The organism is Solibacillus sp. FSL K6-1126 (genome assembly GCF_038003445.1).
Taxonomy (GTDB): Bacteria; Bacillota; Bacilli; order Bacillales_A; family Planococcaceae; genus Solibacillus; species Solibacillus silvestris.
The window spans coordinates 3485164-3500784 of sequence record NZ_JBBOPD010000001.1 but is presented as its reverse complement, the minus strand read 5'-3'; the positions used below and the strand labels follow the sequence as shown (position 1 = coordinate 3500784).

General features: G+C 39.0%; 21 protein-coding genes. 17 read left to right on the top strand and 4 right to left on the bottom strand.

Going from position 1 to position 15621, the window contains the following annotated elements:
* Positions 1–1433 precede the first annotated feature (1433 nt).
* The 16 genes from MHH44_RS17435 (at position 1434) to MHH44_RS17360 (ending at position 11021) form a co-directional block, all read left to right on the top strand.
* Positions 1434–1676, top strand: a complete 243-nt coding sequence (locus MHH44_RS17435; RefSeq protein ID WP_340799210.1) for a helix-turn-helix transcriptional regulator — start codon at positions 1434–1436, stop codon at positions 1674–1676.
* 13 nt (positions 1677–1689) lie between these two features.
* Positions 1690–2640, top strand: coding sequence for a hypothetical protein (locus MHH44_RS17430; protein ID WP_340799209.1), 951 nt, complete (start codon positions 1690–1692; stop codon positions 2638–2640).
* Positions 2641–2654: 14 nt separating this feature from the next.
* Positions 2655–2993, top strand: coding sequence for a hypothetical protein (locus tag MHH44_RS17425; RefSeq protein ID WP_340799208.1), 339 nt, complete (start codon positions 2655–2657; stop codon positions 2991–2993).
* A gap of 120 nt (positions 2994–3113) precedes the next feature.
* Positions 3114–3704 (top strand): HNH endonuclease, encoded by a 591-nt coding sequence (locus MHH44_RS17420; RefSeq protein ID WP_340799207.1) that lies wholly within the window; start codon positions 3114–3116, stop codon positions 3702–3704.
* Positions 3697–3948, top strand: a complete 252-nt coding sequence (locus MHH44_RS17415) for a hypothetical protein (protein WP_340799206.1) — start codon at positions 3697–3699, stop codon at positions 3946–3948. Before MHH44_RS17420 ends, MHH44_RS17415 begins: the two co-directional genes overlap by 8 nt.
* Positions 3949–4125: 177 nt before the next feature.
* Positions 4126–4539 carry a hypothetical protein gene (locus tag MHH44_RS17410; RefSeq protein WP_340799205.1) on the top strand — a complete coding sequence of 138 codons (414 nt, stop codon included), beginning with the start codon at positions 4126–4128 and terminating at the stop codon, positions 4537–4539.
* Entirely contained in the window at positions 4529–5221 is a 693-nt protein-coding gene (locus MHH44_RS17405; protein ID WP_340799204.1) for a hypothetical protein, read from the top strand. Before MHH44_RS17410 ends, MHH44_RS17405 begins: the two co-directional genes overlap by 11 nt.
* Before the next feature lie 2 nt (positions 5222–5223).
* Positions 5224–5502: a hypothetical protein gene (locus MHH44_RS17400; protein WP_340799203.1), complete on the top strand. Its 279-nt coding sequence runs from the start codon at positions 5224–5226 to the stop codon at positions 5500–5502.
* A 72-nt stretch (positions 5503–5574) separates the two neighbouring features.
* Complete coding sequence (locus MHH44_RS17395) at positions 5575–5871, top strand: hypothetical protein (protein WP_340799202.1); 297 nt, start codon at positions 5575–5577, stop codon at positions 5869–5871.
* Positions 5872–5967: 96 nt separating this feature from the next.
* A complete protein-coding gene (locus MHH44_RS17390; protein ID WP_340799201.1) occupies positions 5968–6288 on the top strand; it encodes a hypothetical protein in 321 nt (106 codons plus the stop codon).
* Positions 6288–8393, top strand: a complete 2106-nt coding sequence (locus MHH44_RS17385) for a phage tail protein (protein ID WP_340799200.1) — start codon at positions 6288–6290, stop codon at positions 8391–8393. The genes MHH44_RS17390 and MHH44_RS17385 overlap by 1 nt, the downstream gene beginning before the upstream one ends.
* A gap of 63 nt (positions 8394–8456) precedes the next feature.
* Positions 8457–8987: a hypothetical protein gene (locus MHH44_RS17380; protein WP_340799199.1), complete on the top strand. Its 531-nt coding sequence runs from the start codon at positions 8457–8459 to the stop codon at positions 8985–8987.
* Positions 8969–9379: a phBC6A51 family helix-turn-helix protein gene (locus MHH44_RS17375; protein ID WP_340799198.1), complete on the top strand. Its 411-nt coding sequence runs from the start codon at positions 8969–8971 to the stop codon at positions 9377–9379. Before MHH44_RS17380 ends, MHH44_RS17375 begins: the two co-directional genes overlap by 19 nt.
* A 137-nt stretch (positions 9380–9516) precedes the next feature.
* Positions 9517–9726, top strand: coding sequence for a hypothetical protein (locus tag MHH44_RS17370; protein ID WP_340799197.1), 210 nt, complete (start codon positions 9517–9519; stop codon positions 9724–9726).
* A gap of 41 nt (positions 9727–9767) precedes the next feature.
* Entirely contained in the window at positions 9768–10322 is a 555-nt protein-coding gene (locus MHH44_RS17365) for a site-specific integrase (protein WP_340799196.1), read from the top strand.
* Positions 10323–10751: 429 nt separating this feature from the next.
* Positions 10752–11021, top strand: coding sequence for a hypothetical protein (locus MHH44_RS17360; RefSeq protein ID WP_340799195.1), 270 nt, complete (start codon positions 10752–10754; stop codon positions 11019–11021).
* Positions 11022–11350: 329 nt separating this feature from the next.
* Here the strand turns inward: MHH44_RS17360 and MHH44_RS17355 are convergent, their stop codons facing one another.
* Complete coding sequence (locus MHH44_RS17355; protein WP_340799194.1) at positions 11351–12493, bottom strand: site-specific integrase; 1143 nt, start codon at positions 12491–12493, stop codon at positions 11351–11353.
* Between the two features lie 176 nt (positions 12494–12669).
* Here MHH44_RS17355 and MHH44_RS17350 point away from each other — a divergent pair, with 176 nt between their 5' ends.
* The gene (locus tag MHH44_RS17350; RefSeq protein WP_340799193.1) at positions 12670–13032 is read left to right on the top strand and encodes a cyclic-phosphate processing receiver domain-containing protein; all 363 of its coding nucleotides are present in this window, start codon (positions 12670–12672) and stop codon (positions 13030–13032) included.
* A 170-nt stretch (positions 13033–13202) separates the two neighbouring features.
* On the opposite strand, the gene MHH44_RS17345 is transcribed toward MHH44_RS17350, so the two are convergent.
* From MHH44_RS17345 to MHH44_RS17335, 3 genes are all read right to left on the bottom strand, one after another.
* Positions 13203–14294, bottom strand: a complete 1092-nt coding sequence (locus MHH44_RS17345) for a site-specific integrase (protein ID WP_340799191.1) — start codon at positions 14292–14294, stop codon at positions 13203–13205.
* Between the two features lie 48 nt (positions 14295–14342).
* Entirely contained in the window at positions 14343–14516 is a 174-nt protein-coding gene (locus MHH44_RS17340; RefSeq protein ID WP_191699616.1) for a hypothetical protein, read from the bottom strand.
* A 789-nt stretch (positions 14517–15305) separates the two neighbouring features.
* Positions 15306–15509, bottom strand: coding sequence for a hypothetical protein (locus MHH44_RS17335; RefSeq protein WP_340799190.1), 204 nt, complete (start codon positions 15507–15509; stop codon positions 15306–15308).
* Positions 15510–15621: the final 112 nt, after the last annotated feature.

Here is a 15621-nt window from a genome sequence, read left to right as displayed (position 1 = left end):
TTGTACCAACTTCACGGAACAAAGGCGGATAACTTCGTTATATATTGGCGGATTACTTACTCGCTATATATTATTGATGGTCTTTAAGTATACGGAGAGTATAAGATAAGATGAGTAAGCCGATTTCTGTAAATGCTAAATATACAAGATATATGTATTTTCTAGCTAAAACAGTACGTTAAGTACAATATATTGTGTTTTTATGTAAAAGTCAAGCGGGACGTAAAAGGAAGGTAATTAATCATTTTTGGGACGTAAAAGGAAGGTATTTTTTAACCTACTTACTTTTTTACGTAAAGCAGAAACTTTTAACTTCCAAAATTCCATTTTAAACACCTATACAAGGGAAGGCGCTTTTTATCGTATATTATAACTTAAACCTTCCTAATTTAGTCGTTTAGTTACCTATATATACGCCGAAGAGAGTTTTTTTTCTGAATCTGTGTAGAAAGTGACTTTTAACGGTCTAGTATATATAAGGGAAGTTTACACGATATTTTAGGCGCTTAGTTGGCTATATAGGTGGTAAAGTAAGTTTTAATGCATAATTTAGCGTTTTAAGCACCTATACAAGGGAAGGGTAGAATTTATTTTACTGTAAGCATACACGTTTTTCATTGTTTCACGGCTATACGTATGAGGAAGTAAAAAATCGTACTTTAGTCGCACATGTATTTTAGCACTAAACGTATCCAGCCTAAATGAGGACGTAAAAAATAATTTCAGCAGCTACCCGTATTTTACGCTAAATGTCCGCCCTAAAGAGTAGAGAAAAGTTTAGAAGTTATTTATCGAAAAGGTTTCGTTTTTACCGTTTAGTTGGCTATATAGGTGGGAAAGATATTTAACGCAAAAGGTTATATTATAGCAGTTCAGTTACCTATATATACGCCGAAAGGGACTTTTGAACGATTTTTAAATAGTAACGCATATAAACCGTAAGTTTTGCGCCTTACATTATGAGGAAGTATTTCAGCTGGTATTTACTCACATTATCGGCGAGTCTGTATCGTAGTGTATAAGGAAGTAAATTTAATTTTAGCCTATAATTTAACGCTGCCAACACCTATACAAGGGAAAGCCATATTTTAACCGTTTAGCTGGCTTATCATTATGAGGAAGTATTTAGTATATTTTAGCCTGTTTAATCTTACTACTACGTGAGGAGAGGCGTAAAGCCATTTTTTAGCCGTTTCGTCATTCTATATAGTGGAGAATCGTATATTTTAACGGCTTCGTCATTTTATATATTAGAGAATCGTATATTTTAACCGTTTAGCCGGCTATACATTATAGGAACTTGTATTTAACGGCAGTTTGTATTGTATATATTGAGAAGTCACAAAGGCAGTCCAAAAACGGACGGCTTTTTTATTTTGCTTATTACTGTTCAAATGAACAGATACGAATAAATAAATTAGGAGGAGATTTTAATGTTCATGCTACCGGACGACCTTAAAGATTATCGCGCATTTTACGGACTATCTCAACGAGCGCTAGCGAAAGTAATAGGCGTCAGTCAAACATACATAGTCATGCTCGAAAGTGGAGAGTGCAAAATTCCGGACTATGTGCCGTTAAGGTTAGGAGTTACCACCGAGCAAATGCAAAATATTCGCATGGTGAAGGCGGAACGCCTGGCGTTATATCCGCAGTACCACAATAAAAAGGATTAAGGGGAGATTTACGATGACAAACACACTATTAACAGGACGCGAATTTAACGACTTACATCCGGCGGTGCGCCAGCGAGCTTTAAAACTGCGAGATAACTATACGGTAGTAAACGGTAAGGCGTACGATTTGGAAGGCGAGTATTTAGGCGACCAATTCCAACACGACTTAACGCCGAAGAAATCAGAGGCGCAAGTAAACGCGCAACAGAAGTTCACATCGTCTAAGCAAGTATTAGGCGCACACGAAGAAGAAAACGGAGGCTTTGTATTCACGTTCTTTAAGCAGTCACATACGATTAATGAGCGATTCCCTTCATTGAATCACGCTGATATTGCTCGCCTTATGAATCTCGGCACATACACGGCATGGACGACAGGGCGCTTACAATATGACAATGGACGTGTAATTGACGCAGAAGGCTTTGAAAAACTAACGGGACTAAGCACAAAGCGAGCGCGTGAGCTATTCAAACGATATGTTGACGAAGGTATTTTATCGCAGCAAGAAGGCGCAATTTACATGAATCATACGGTATTTTACCGTGGAAATGTTAGTGAAGTGAAATCGGACATCGTAGATATGCAATACACGCGAATGTTTAAAAAGACAGTACGAGATTTATATGAACAATTCAACGGCAGAACGGTCGGACAGCTTGCGCTAGTCTACTCGCTCATGCCGTTTTTGAATTTCAATTTTAATATAGTTTGCTACAATCCGGATGAATCGGACAAGGACTTAGTAAGACCGATAAGCCTAGAGCATGTTGCGGAGCTAATCGGGTATGAGAGTCCAGCAAAATTAAAGACGGCACTAAATCGAGTGAAAATCGGAGATAAAGTTGTTTTTAACTTCTTCGAAAGTACGAAGGATCGCCGTCAGAAACATATTACCGTTAATCCACGCGTTATTTATGCGGGTGACGGAAAGCATTTAGACGCAATCATGGTGCAATTTAATTAGAGGAGACGATGAAAATGGAAAAACGAGAGGTTGAATTTAAGATTTTAGCTAAGCGAGTAGCTTATCGCGAGTATGACGTCCAAGCGTTTGTGGACGATGTAGAATATTTGAATTACGAGTATAACGATGTTAACAGTGCCTTTGCTGCTCATACGATTTTACGTAGGCTCATTCACGACCATCCGAACGCATTAATCACGGTAAAAACAAACGTTAATGTGTTAATTGGCGACATTCAAGCGCTTGAAACAAACAATCGTGCGCTTACTCGCTACTTGCGTGAAACATTAGAGTACAACAGCTCAGAGATCATTGAAGCGGAATATACCGCTTTATTAATTAACCAACAATAAAACAGATAAGAGGAGAGATGGGGAAATGTTAATTATGAGTATTGCAATGTTCGCAACTGCAGGAATTATCGCACAACAGACGAAGAAACAACTAGCTAAAATCGAAGGCGGTGAACGTCTATGATAAATGTAGAAACTATCGTATGTCGCGCTTGCCAAGTTGAGAAAGAGCCTGAGCTATTCCGAGTTCAATCGCATACTAAAATCGGACGTGACACGCTTTGCAACGAATGCCGAGCGATACACAGACGAGCTAATGGAGAGAATATACGTCGCTTAGTTTATACACACGCTAAACGCGCCGGACAAGCTGTTCCTTATGTAACAGAGGACGACTTAATCGAGATATTCGAGGTGTACAAAGACTGTCCATTTTGCTCCGTTCGGCTTGACCATACTAACCGCAGTATCGACCATGTATACCCGTTATCATCCGAGTATGGCGGTAAGCACGTCAAAGAAAACATTGTCGCTTGTTGCTTAAGTTGTAACGCCAGTAAGCATTGCACTCCTTCCGTGTATGACTTTTATCGACGCAAGGAATCATTCACCGATGAATTATGGCGTTCTTTTATTCAGAAATGGATTAGTCGTATGATTGGCCGTGAAATTAGCGATCACGAAGTCGAGGAAATGACATTTCATTTAAAGGCGGAGAGCGAAGAAATACAGACGCAGGCGGAATTGAAGCAGGTGAAAAAAATTGTCTAATACAAATAATCGCGATTTTGAAGCCTGGACGATTCCCGGCTTTTTTATTTTGTACGTAGGAGCCGGTCATAACGTAGCAATCAGTAAGATTAAGCAACGTAAAGACTTTGACGTCATGGCTACCTACACAACACGTAAAGGACAGCTCGACGCAGTACAATTCAAGATTCCAGCTCGTTTGCATAGAGGCGTTAAGTCGGTATTGCAGAAATTAGAATCTGGCGAGTACGACAAAGTAGGGTAACAAATTCGCCTATTTTATTCGATTTAAGCATTTTAAAGTCATAGACGATAAATTGGTCTAGTGTCGAAATCAATGCACCAAATATCGAAAGAAACAGCGGTTTTTATTACCCTACGGCTATTAATAACAGGAGGCACGGAAAGTTGGCAAAGAAAACGATTAAAGGAGTAATGCCTGATGCGATTCTCGCTAGTTTCAATCGTTAAAATTTATGACGTTGATTTTACGTCGATGCTCTTATACGAATCAGACGAGCAAGGAATTTGGAATTGTATCGCAGAAATCGCAAAGCCTTTCGAAATTGACGATATGCTCGACGATTTAGCGGAGTATAAAGTATCTGAAATACAAACGGATAGCCAAACGATATACCGTGAGCTAGTAAGCGCACAAATTCCGGTGATTTACCGTAAGGAAGTGGACGGAACGCGTGAGCTAATTGAACGCAGCGAGGAAATGTTAATCGAATTATTTGAGCTAAATTTAGAGGCTGCTGTCGTGCTACCACGTTGGCGGCTTTTTATTATTAATAAATTAGAAAAACTCATTCAAATTTTAAAAACGAGAGGATTAAAACACAATGACAATTAAAATTCAAGATTACAAATTATTAGAGGATTTCAAAGCGGAGCAACACGAGCGAGCAGAAAAGTTAGCACAGTATTCAATAGATTTACAAGCAGCACGCGCTCGATTAACTGAATTACAGACACAATATGAAGTCTCTTTTACTCGATCGGTAAAGGAAGGAACAGACATATCGGCAGAACTCGCTAAAATTGACGATGATATTGCTCTGCAAAAAGAGGTAGTTGCACGACGTGAGCGAGATTTACGCCTAGCGCAACAAGCAATGCCTGATACAAAGATTTCACCAGTTGAGGTTGTAGCACGTTATAAGCCCGATTATGCAGATGGAGTGCGTAAGGAATTTGAGGAGCTAGTCAATCCGAAGTTACAACTGGCTCGCGACTTAATTTTGAGTGCGATAGTGGATGGAAAAGAATATTCATCAGCATATCAGCCGATTCACCAAGAAATTGCCGAGTATGTGAAGGGCAATCATAAGCAAGGATTAACACAACACATTATGCTGCAAAATCATCCAACTGATAATGCGAAGATTCATAAAGCAGTAGGCGTCGTGTCCGGTGTTCGAAAGGTATTGGAGGAAGTATCACAGTTCACACACGGTCAAGTGCCTTATGACTATAAGTATATCGACGTAGCACCAACGGTAAAAACAAAAACAACGGAAAAGGTAGGTAAATAAATATGAGCAAATATAACGAGCAATTAGACGTATACAACGCAACAAAAGCAGCACACGGAGGCAAGATGGTTAATTATCGAGTCCTCGAAAATGGATTAAGACAACGCCTCGCAAACGGTGAAATCACAAAAGACGACGTAGCAGTAGCATTTGACGTAGCTAAACGATTGCAAACAGATCAAGCGCGAGTTATGTATGCCAGCGTCAAGCGAGCAGCAGAGAGCATCGTCGAGGAAACACCGGACGACACGCCCTATAATGAAGAACAACCAACGGAATAAACGGAGTTACGGCGGCCATTGAGTCGCCTTTTTTAATTCAAAAAAAACTAAAAAACGAATGGAGACGATTTAATGTTACAAATTATCAATCACGAAAACGGTACTATCATCAGCGGAGACGAGGCTTTATTACAGCGATTACCCGAAGGATTTGACCCTACAACGGTCGATTTAACAGACTTCCGAATTGACGCACATAATTTAGCGATTGCTTATGATTACGCCACTTACAAAGGCTTAGAGGCGATTAAATTTTATAGCGGACTAAAAGCGGCTTACATCAAGCAGCAAGAGTTGGCGCTAGCATCGCGTAGGCCGGTAGTAGTCGAAGAAGTTGAAGAAACGGAAGAAGAAACGGAAGAAGTTTAATTCCAAGCGCTACGCTCGTTTAATTACGGCTAGCGCTTTTTATATTATGCGGATTTTTCCGCACCAATTAGCAAACAGATTATACGACAGGAAGGAATGAACGATATGCAATTCGATGGAATTAAGACAGAGTATGACGTATTAAATCACGGCTTATTAACGAGTGCTGCCGTTACAAATGCCGAGTTGACAGCCGATGAACGAGCGCACTATTTCGATTTATTAAAGCGTTTTGAACATGCGGCAAAGCAGATTAACGATAAATCGCTATCGAAGTTAAAAGGAGCCGTATTACAAGCGATTCATGCGTCACAGGCGTTTTTAATCGCAGATAACCGCCAGTTAAAACGTAATGCTAAACGCGAGTGTATGCGTGCTAGTAAAGTTTTGGAGCGTACAAAGGCGGGTGAAGGTTAATGGCAATCGATTTAAAAGCCGTATTCCGAGTCCAGGACAGCGGATCATCTAAACTGCGCCGTATTATGCAACAGACGGACAGGCTATCGCGTTCAACGCAACAGGCAACTAGAGCGTCAGACAATTATCGCGATTCACAAGGACGCCTCCGTAATGCTATGGGTCGCTTTGTCTCGGATTCTCGCCGTGCTACAAGCGCCAACGCACGATTTTCGACGTCATTAAGTGGCGTTCGTGTCGGTGCAAGCGGAGTGAGCGCAAGTTTAAGCGGTATGCAGTCAGCACTATTCGGTATCGTGGGTGCATATGTATCGGCACAAGGCGCAGCAGCCGCATTTAACGCTACCATCGGAGCCGCTGCCGAGAGACAACAACAATTATTTGCGTTAGAAGGCATGTTCCAGGACGCAGATAAAGCTAAAAGCTACGTTAAGATGCTTGAAACTATGGCTATAGACTCTCCAGTTTTGAGTACCGGCGATATGATGACGAATTCGAAAGCGTTTGTAGGATTATCGAAGGACTTAGGAAAACTTGAAGAAATTTGGGGATTAGTTGAAAGGATTCAAGCGTTCGCTGGCGTTGATACTCGACAAGCTGCTTTCAGTACAAAAGAGCTTTTCCAGGGCGACTACGTCTCGATTGTCGATGCTATCGGATTAGATAAAAAATCTATGCAAGCTATCACTAAAATGGGGACACTCGAACAGAAAATGAAAGGCTTGAATAAAGTCTTAAATGACATGGGTGTCAACGATGATATGGTCAAGAAAATGGGTGACTCCACTAAAGGTCAATATTCTTCTATGCAAGAGAAGTTCGAATCATTCTTTGCCGGTATTGGTAAAGATGGTAACGATAAATTGTCCGTAGCTCTAAAAGGTGTTAATGAAGAACTAGACAAGCTATTAACGGTAGACCTCACATCAAAATTAGAGAAATCACTCGGAACAATCGTAAGCAAAGCGATCGACGTAGGAAAGTGGATGTGGAAATGGCGTGAACCTATTTCATATCTGACTGGCGGACTCATGGCCGCAGTAAGTGCGTTTATGTTGATCGGAACACTCTCCTTATTAGCGAATCCTATCGCATTAGTCGCCGCTGCGATTGCTGGAGCTGCCGTTGGCATGGTAGCGCTATACAAAAATTCCGAGACATTCCGAGGCATTATCGACAGCGTAAAAACGAAAGTGAGCGAGCTATGGAGCGCCTTTAAATCCGGAGGAGCCGGAGGATTGTTAGATTCGCTATTCGGAGGCGGCACAGCGGAGAAGGTTGCCGGTATCGTTGATAAAGTAAAAGCGAAATTCGGGGAACTACAAGGCGGATTTTCTATCGTGAAAACTGCGCTTGTTAATGGTTGGGCCGTCCTTTCTGACGTGTTTTCTAACGCCTGGACGCTACTGCAACCGATCCTTTCGGGATTATGGTCGATGTTGAAAGTCGTTGGAGACTACGCCTCAATCGCATTTAATAACATCATTGCACCGGCGATTAATTTCGTAATTCAGCTATTTTCAACGCTTTGGGCGCTTGCTAAGCCGATTTTAACGATGATTGGCGGTCTATTCGAGATTTTAGGCGCAGTCGTTACGGTTGTTTGGAAGAATGTTCTAGCTCCGTTAATGGAGTTCGTTACTACTGCATTCTCGAATGCGTTCAATAATCTAAGTGGAGTGCTTGAAATAGCGGCCGGTTGGTTCGATACGTTAGGACGTTGGGCTAATACGGCTAAAGGCTACCTGAGTGATTTCGCAAGCGTTATTGCCGGAATTAAGTTACCGGATTGGGTAACGAGTGGAATTAGCACGGTTGTGACAACGGTAGGTAAAGCGATCGGTGCCGGTACAGTAGACGGCTCGCATTATCACGGCCTTGATTATGTAAATAAGGATAATTATCTTGCGAGACTTCATAAGGGAGAAAAAGTTTTACCGGCACAAGAGGCGAAGGAATACCGTGCAGCTAAGGAAAACGGCGGCTTTGGAGGCGGTATTACTATTAATATGCACGGTACTACAATCCGAGAGGATGCTGACATCGAAAAAATCGCGATGGGATTAGCGAAAGCAATCGAGAGACACCGATTCCAAATATCATAATTTTAAAGGCGAGCGCTCATAACGGGTGCTTGCTTTTTATATTAACGGAAGGAAGGCGATAGGATGAAACGAACACCGACGATTGAGGAGTTAAAAGAAAAAATTGCAAAATTAAAAGAAGAACAAGCGGTTATTGATATGGAGCGAGGTTATTGCAAAATCATTAATCCGCCCTATGCACCTAAAGTTAGCGATTACTGGTCACAGGAATGTTTTAAACGCATTGAACCGGAATTGGATAAGTTTTTAGCGGAATATGCAACGTTACTACTTGAGAGTAAAACGAATGTTCAAGTCGGTCCGATTCCGAAGCTTGTTGAATGGCGAGAAATGTTGCGCTTTGCTAGTCAATGTAGCGATAGGTCATTAAGCAGCAAATGCCTATTCCGGGCAGAAGTTTATTTAAAAGCTGCAATTGACGGCGACACTCGTGTTCCTTATGACAGATTAGCCGAAATGATTACGCGCAGTCTCACTGATTATCCGTACTCTCTGTATACACCGGAGGCAGTATGTGACGGCTACGACGGCAACTTTGACGAATATTACCAACAAAAAAGAACGGAGATGGAAAAATGGTACAACGTAAACTAGACGATATTTTAAAGGATTTAACACCACAACAGGCGCAAGCAGCGGAGCTAATGTATGAGAATGACTTATTACCGCCTGGCAAGCGTAAGAGTATGCTTGATATTGCGAACGAGTTAGAGGTAACTGATCGCACACTACGAAACTGGCGCAAGCTACCGGCAATGCTTGAATACAAAGCAGCAGTAACTACGCAGTTATTAGCGGAGAATCGTACACGAGTAATGGCCGCTTTATTAAAGGAATGTGAGGCGGGTAATGCTTCGATGATGAAACTTTATATGCAAGCGGAGGGTATGCTCGTAGACAAAGCGGAAATCGAAGTTAAGAGCGAAAAAGTCGATGAATCAGCGGTTGCTGCGAAGTTGGCAGCGTTACAACAACGATTTAAATAGACGGTACTTTATCGTACTAAAGTGCTATAAATGGCGGTAATTCAACGATTTAGCGTACTAAAGTATTATAATGGCGGTGGTGACTTCGGTTGCTGCCGCTCTTTTTTTATGCGCATTTATAGACGATGAGTGAGCGATTGAGATTCCGTATATTTCCGAGAATTGACGTAAAACATCGGCTGCACGGTGCTGGCGCGTGGCTACCTTCGAAAACAAATCGAAGTCTGACAATTTACATATACGGATTATTAGGCGGTGAGCTAGTCGTCTATATGTACGATATTGTATCTTTTCATACATTCAAACCGTTGACAATAGCGCATCCTTACGATAAACTAACGTTATAATACATTGAATGTACGATAACGTATGAAAAGGAGCGGTATTTATGACGAATGAAAAGAATGTACAGCCGTTAAGATCGGCAGAAGAAATCGCGGATATGCGTTGGGCTTTATCGAGATATGCAAAGGCTAGAGACGTATTTATGTTTAACTTCGGAATAAATACTGGCTTACGAGTAAGCGATATTGTACCGCTTCAAGTATCGGATATTAGAGGTAAGACGCATCTAACGATTAAGGAACAGAAAACAGCGAAGTCAAAGCGCTTTGCTATTCCGAAGGCTTTGCGCCAGGAGATAGAGGAGTATACACGCGGTATGGATAGCGGAGAATACCTGTTTGCTAGTCGTAAGGGAAACGGTTATATATCGACTACACAGGCTTATAGAGCGCTACAGAAGGCTGCTGACGCTTTAGGCCGTAATGATATTGGAACGCACACAATGCGGAAAACATTCGGTTATCATCATTACAAGCGGAATAAAGATGTGGCGATGTTACAGCAGTTATTTAACCACGCTGCTCCGTCTATTACGTTAAGGTATATCGGTATTACTAACGATGAAATAGACGCAACGTTAGAAGATTTCAGCTTATAACTAAACGAAGTAATGCGATCAGCTACCGGAGTTGGTCGCCTTTTTTGTGTTCAAATCCGCTGACTCCCAAGCGCCATATTCTGTACGGTCGCATCTGCTGTCCGAGAATCGTAAGCACCAAATTGAAAACACGCCGATTTTCTAACGTCTACCCAGGACGTACCTTAACGTAAAACTGACGCAGCATATATAAAATTTCCGCTACAATTTTTCGGAACTCGCCGGATAGCCTCCGCAGAATCGACCTGAGACGCATCGAGAATTAGATAGGCGGGTAGTATTCCGTCTCGAATCGTTTAAACTGCGTTAATTTTACGTTGGGACAATTGAGCGTTTTTTGCATAATAACGCGTTGAGTCACTGTAAAAAGTCGGATAGTATTATCGGAGTTGAGGCGTTATACTTTGTCCGTAGAGGAGTGTTATAACGATGACATATGCAGAAGTCGGTTTAAAATTAAGCTTAACGGGTGATGCGGTAGAAAGCGATGTAAGATACATACGGAAGTTTTTACCTGGTTTTGCGGAAGGTGGCGAATTAAAGGTGCGCGAATTAGCTTACTACGTTTGCTATCGCGGTGAGTTTACGGACGATAATGTGAAGAATAAACGTGAGCAAGGAATAAGAGCGATGCAACAGGCGATCAAGCAAGATATAATGGAGAATCTACCGTATGAAAATATGACGTTTTATATTTAACGGATAATTCGTCTTTACAACCGTTTCCATATAACGTATGATGGAGCGTAAGAAGGTCGACTATGCAATGTACGACTAATGAACGGAGCTTGTCCGGTAGTACGCTTATATCACCGTCTCAAATGACGCTACATAGAGCGATACAACCATACGATACAATAACGATTGTCTGGACGTGGGTTCGACTCCCACCGTCTCCATTCATGAATTTTCTAGAGTTGTCTAGAGTTGTCAAAACCCTTGTAAATCAAGGGTTTTTTCTTTTTTTGTTGTATTGAGTTTTCTGGGATTTTTATCGTAATCTGGCTAAAAATCTGGCTACTTTTTGGTCAAGATTCTGAGTTTAAGTACGCCACAAATTTATTAATTGTATCGTTTTTTGCACGTTTTGATAGGTGCGTATATATGTTGAGCGTTGTTTGCACATCTGTGTGACCTAATCGTTCTTGTACTTCTTTGACACTTGCACCCGCTTCGAAAAGTAAAGAGCAATGCACATGACGAAATGAGTGAACATGTGTATATGGCAAGCTGTAATTATCAATGATTTTCATGAGCCACTTTCTAGGAACTGTTTGCTGCAATAAACCATTTTGTTCGTTTGTAAAAATCAATTGGCTTTTGTCACTTACATTTGTAAATTTGCCTAGCTGAATCTTTTTCCATTCAGATAAGATGCCGCATGTTTCATCATCGATTAAAAGCTGGCGTGAAGTATCGGTTTTCGTTGATTTAATATAGAGCTTGTTATTTTTACCTCTCGAAAGAGCTTTTGTAATGAACAATTCCTTTGTATCGAAATTTAAATCCGCCCAGGTTAATGCAAGTGCCTCACCTTTACGGATACCTGAAAATGAAAGCAGATAGAAAAATGCGGTGATTTGAGCGTTACCATATTGCTTTAAACATTGTAGAAAGTAAATTAGCTGCTCCTTTGAATAGTAGTTAACCTCAGTATCTAATACAGTAGAAGCTTTGGTTTTTGGAAGATCCACTAGCTTGAAGGGATTAGAACTGATGTACTCACGCTTAATTGCAAAATCTATCACTTTAGATGCGTATGTTTTAACCATTCGAAACCTTTTTAGTTTCAAGGAACAGTCATCAACAAAGCTTTGGCAGATTGCTACACTCAGCTTCTCTATTCGGTAGTGACCTATTGCAGGTAAAATATGATGCTTGAAAATGCCAAGGGTTTTGACAAAGGTACTTTCTTCAACAGTTCTTTCGTAGTGCTGAATCCAGACATTATATATATCCTCGTATGTTTCAGTTTTAGGCTTCTTATATTCTCCATTGCTAACTTCAACTCTTAATTGTGCCAATGCTAGATTAGCTTCTTTTTTCGTTAGAAAACCACGTCTAGTAACGTGAATTTGTTTGCCTGTTTCGTTATCCATTCCTAAATAAAGTTTAAACATGTAGTAAGTTTTTCCATCTTTTTTAGTGTACGATTTAATATTGTCTTTCATTGAGATGCCTCCTAGAACCATACAGGGAAACTAGGGTACAGTTAATGCTGCGATTAACTATATTGTAAGTATAGCTTATAAAAAATGGTTTCCCAATAAATCAGCTACCTTTATTTTAGTAGCATTAAATGAAATAATTGTGATAGCAAAAAGGCTATATAAAGGATGTGATGATTTTGGAGACACAAAAGATAAATCTTTATGTGGATGATTTAAGAGATTGTCCGAATGGTTTTGTCGTGGCAAGAACTTTTCAAGAAGCAATTCACTTAATTGAAAATCACGAAGTAGAAATACTTTCTCTTGATCATGATTTAGGAGAAGACCTACATGGTAATCTATTGCCAACAGGTTATGACTTAGTAAAATATATTTGTGAAAAAGGGTTACGGGCAAATAAAATATATATTCATACGGACAACCCTGTTGGTAGAGAGAATATGTATCAAACGTTGCATGGGGCAAAGCGAAGAGGTTTTATTGATTCAGATATTGAAATTTATCACTATCCAATAACTGAAAATAAATATACAGAATGAGGTAATACTAAACAATTCGTAAATGTTATTGCGTGCTCAATAGCAATCAAATAAGGTATTACTTATTGAGACAACCTGTTAAAAATTGAGTAAGAAAGAGTGCCAAAATACAAATGTACTTTGGCACGGATTGAGATTCAATTAACAATCATTTATACAATTTGATTAATTTACTTTACTAGTATATTGCCTAATTCAGGGATGCAATGAATATACGTATCTATTGTAGTTGTTATGTCTGTGTGACCTAAGAAATGCTGAATGAATTTAACATCATTCGTTTGATAATAGATACGGGTAGCACAAGAGTGACGTAAGCCATGAATTGAAACAAGCCTTAGCCCATGCTGAGTTTGGAACTCTTTTAACCAGGTATTTAACTTGCTGTTAATATAAAAAGTATTTTTATTGTTTGGGAAGATAAACTGCTTTTCGCCTTGATGCTCAAGATTTTGCAACTTTAATTGCTCTGCTTGGAGCTCCTGCCATTTAAATAATGCTTTCAAAGTTTCATTATCAATATCAAGCGTTCTACCATAACAGTTCTTCGGAATTTTGATATAAGGCTTATTCAATTCGTCCGAACCAATGGTTTTATGAATACGGATTGTTTTGTTTTGAAAATCAATATCTTGCCATTGCAGTGCAAGAAGCTCACTCTTGCGTAAGCCTAAATTTATAAGCAAGAGAAAACTTGCGATTTTTGAGATGTCATCTGTTGCTATCAACTTTTGAATAAACTCGTCCGATTCATCTGGGGTATAAAATAATTTTTCAATTTGTTGATTACCTTTCATACGTCGATCCTTCTTTACCCATAAACGCAAAACCCAAAGATCAACAGGATTATTTGAAATGATGCCGTATTCTACCGCATGTTGTAAGCATTTATTTAGTTCGTTTGCTACCTTTAATGGTCTGATTAATTTTATTTTCCATACTTCAAATGACTGTAAAGTATCTTGAAAGGAAATATCTTTAACCTTTAAAGCTCCATAAAACGGAAGAATATGGTTTTTAAACATACCTTTAATTTCCCCTGAAGTACTTTTTTCGATGGTACAATTTTGAAGGTGTTTTTCATAAATAGCATGATAGAATTGCTCAAATGAAAGGTTTGGGTTGTCAGTATCATTTCGTTGTAACATTTCTGCTTGCTTTTGAGTATAAAAAGCTTTTTCTTCAGTTTTTGATTTAAAACCACGCTTTGTAATGTCGATTTGATTTTTTTTATCTTTAACAGTTTTGTTCATTGTTGTCATTAAAATGATCTCCTTTTATGTTTTCAATTTTTTATTCTTATACATTGATTAAAAAGTGATTGATTTTCGTTTTTGAGAATCGCTCGCTTCGACAAAGTTAACTATCGTTATGCCACTAATCAATAAGCATTTATCAAAGATTTGTTCAATGTTATTATCAAGGACAAATTCAAGCTCTGTTACAATGTTTTTTTCAAGATTTTGTGTAGTTAAGTTTTCCATTTGATTGTTCCTCCGTAATAGATAGTAAGTGTTCTTAAGCGATGAAGATTGCTAAAGTGTTAATACTCAACTCTACAAATTTGCAGAAGAGATTATTCAAAAAAAGGTGTCGGATACATCGGATCAGCGATTATGAAGTATGCAGCATGCTGAAGTATTAATACGACATGCTATGCATTTGTAGAAAAGGTAATTCAGAAAAAAGTGTCGGATACATCGAATCAGCTATTCATCAGCTTTCTAAGTCGAACAAACGCTAAAGTTAAAATAATTAAAATTGTTTACTTCTGAACATTTAAATTAGGTAGCTATGTTGTATAATTGGAAATTTTAGATTCGAAGAGAGGGGGACTATGGAAAATTGTTCGTTATGTAATTTAGTGTTCTAACAGACAAAAATATCATCTTAAATAATGGGGATTGTATATTTCTATAATTAGATTTTGCACGCATAAATTCTATAAAGGGTGTGTAGTTGGAAGGAGCATGCATCATAGTACCTAAAATACATAGTGAGAAAGCATTTGATTTATCGGCAGAAGAATATACACTTCTCTTGTTGACTTGGAATAAAGATTTATTAAAAGCAGCTATAAATGATGATTTTTAACGTTAAGGAATCGGCTGTATATGCAAGATTTTATTCAAAATATGTTCCGGTGCAATTTCTTTTGAATAGCATTGAAAGCTTTGTTGTATCTAAGTTCAAACGATAGTGCATAACTAGGTCTATATGAATGAAATACAGAAAAAGGGTAAAGAAAAATAACCTTCACCCTTTTGCCAAAATTAAATTTTCTTGATTATAAATTCATAATCATTTGAATCTAAAGAGCTTCTTCCAGACAGTTCAAGTACTTCTGCTCCTGTCATAAAATTATTGATTACTTCAGATAAAGCATCTTGAGCATCATCTTTACTGTGATATATTTCTTCATCAACTTCTTCAAGACTGCCGTCAAATTTATCTTTCATAAATATTTTATAAGTCATGCTACACTACACCTCCTTCAAAACTCATATTACATTTACGACTAAGAATTCTAAAAGTTCCAATAACTACTTATAAATGTTAAAAAATTCAATGAAGTGTGTAGAATGATAA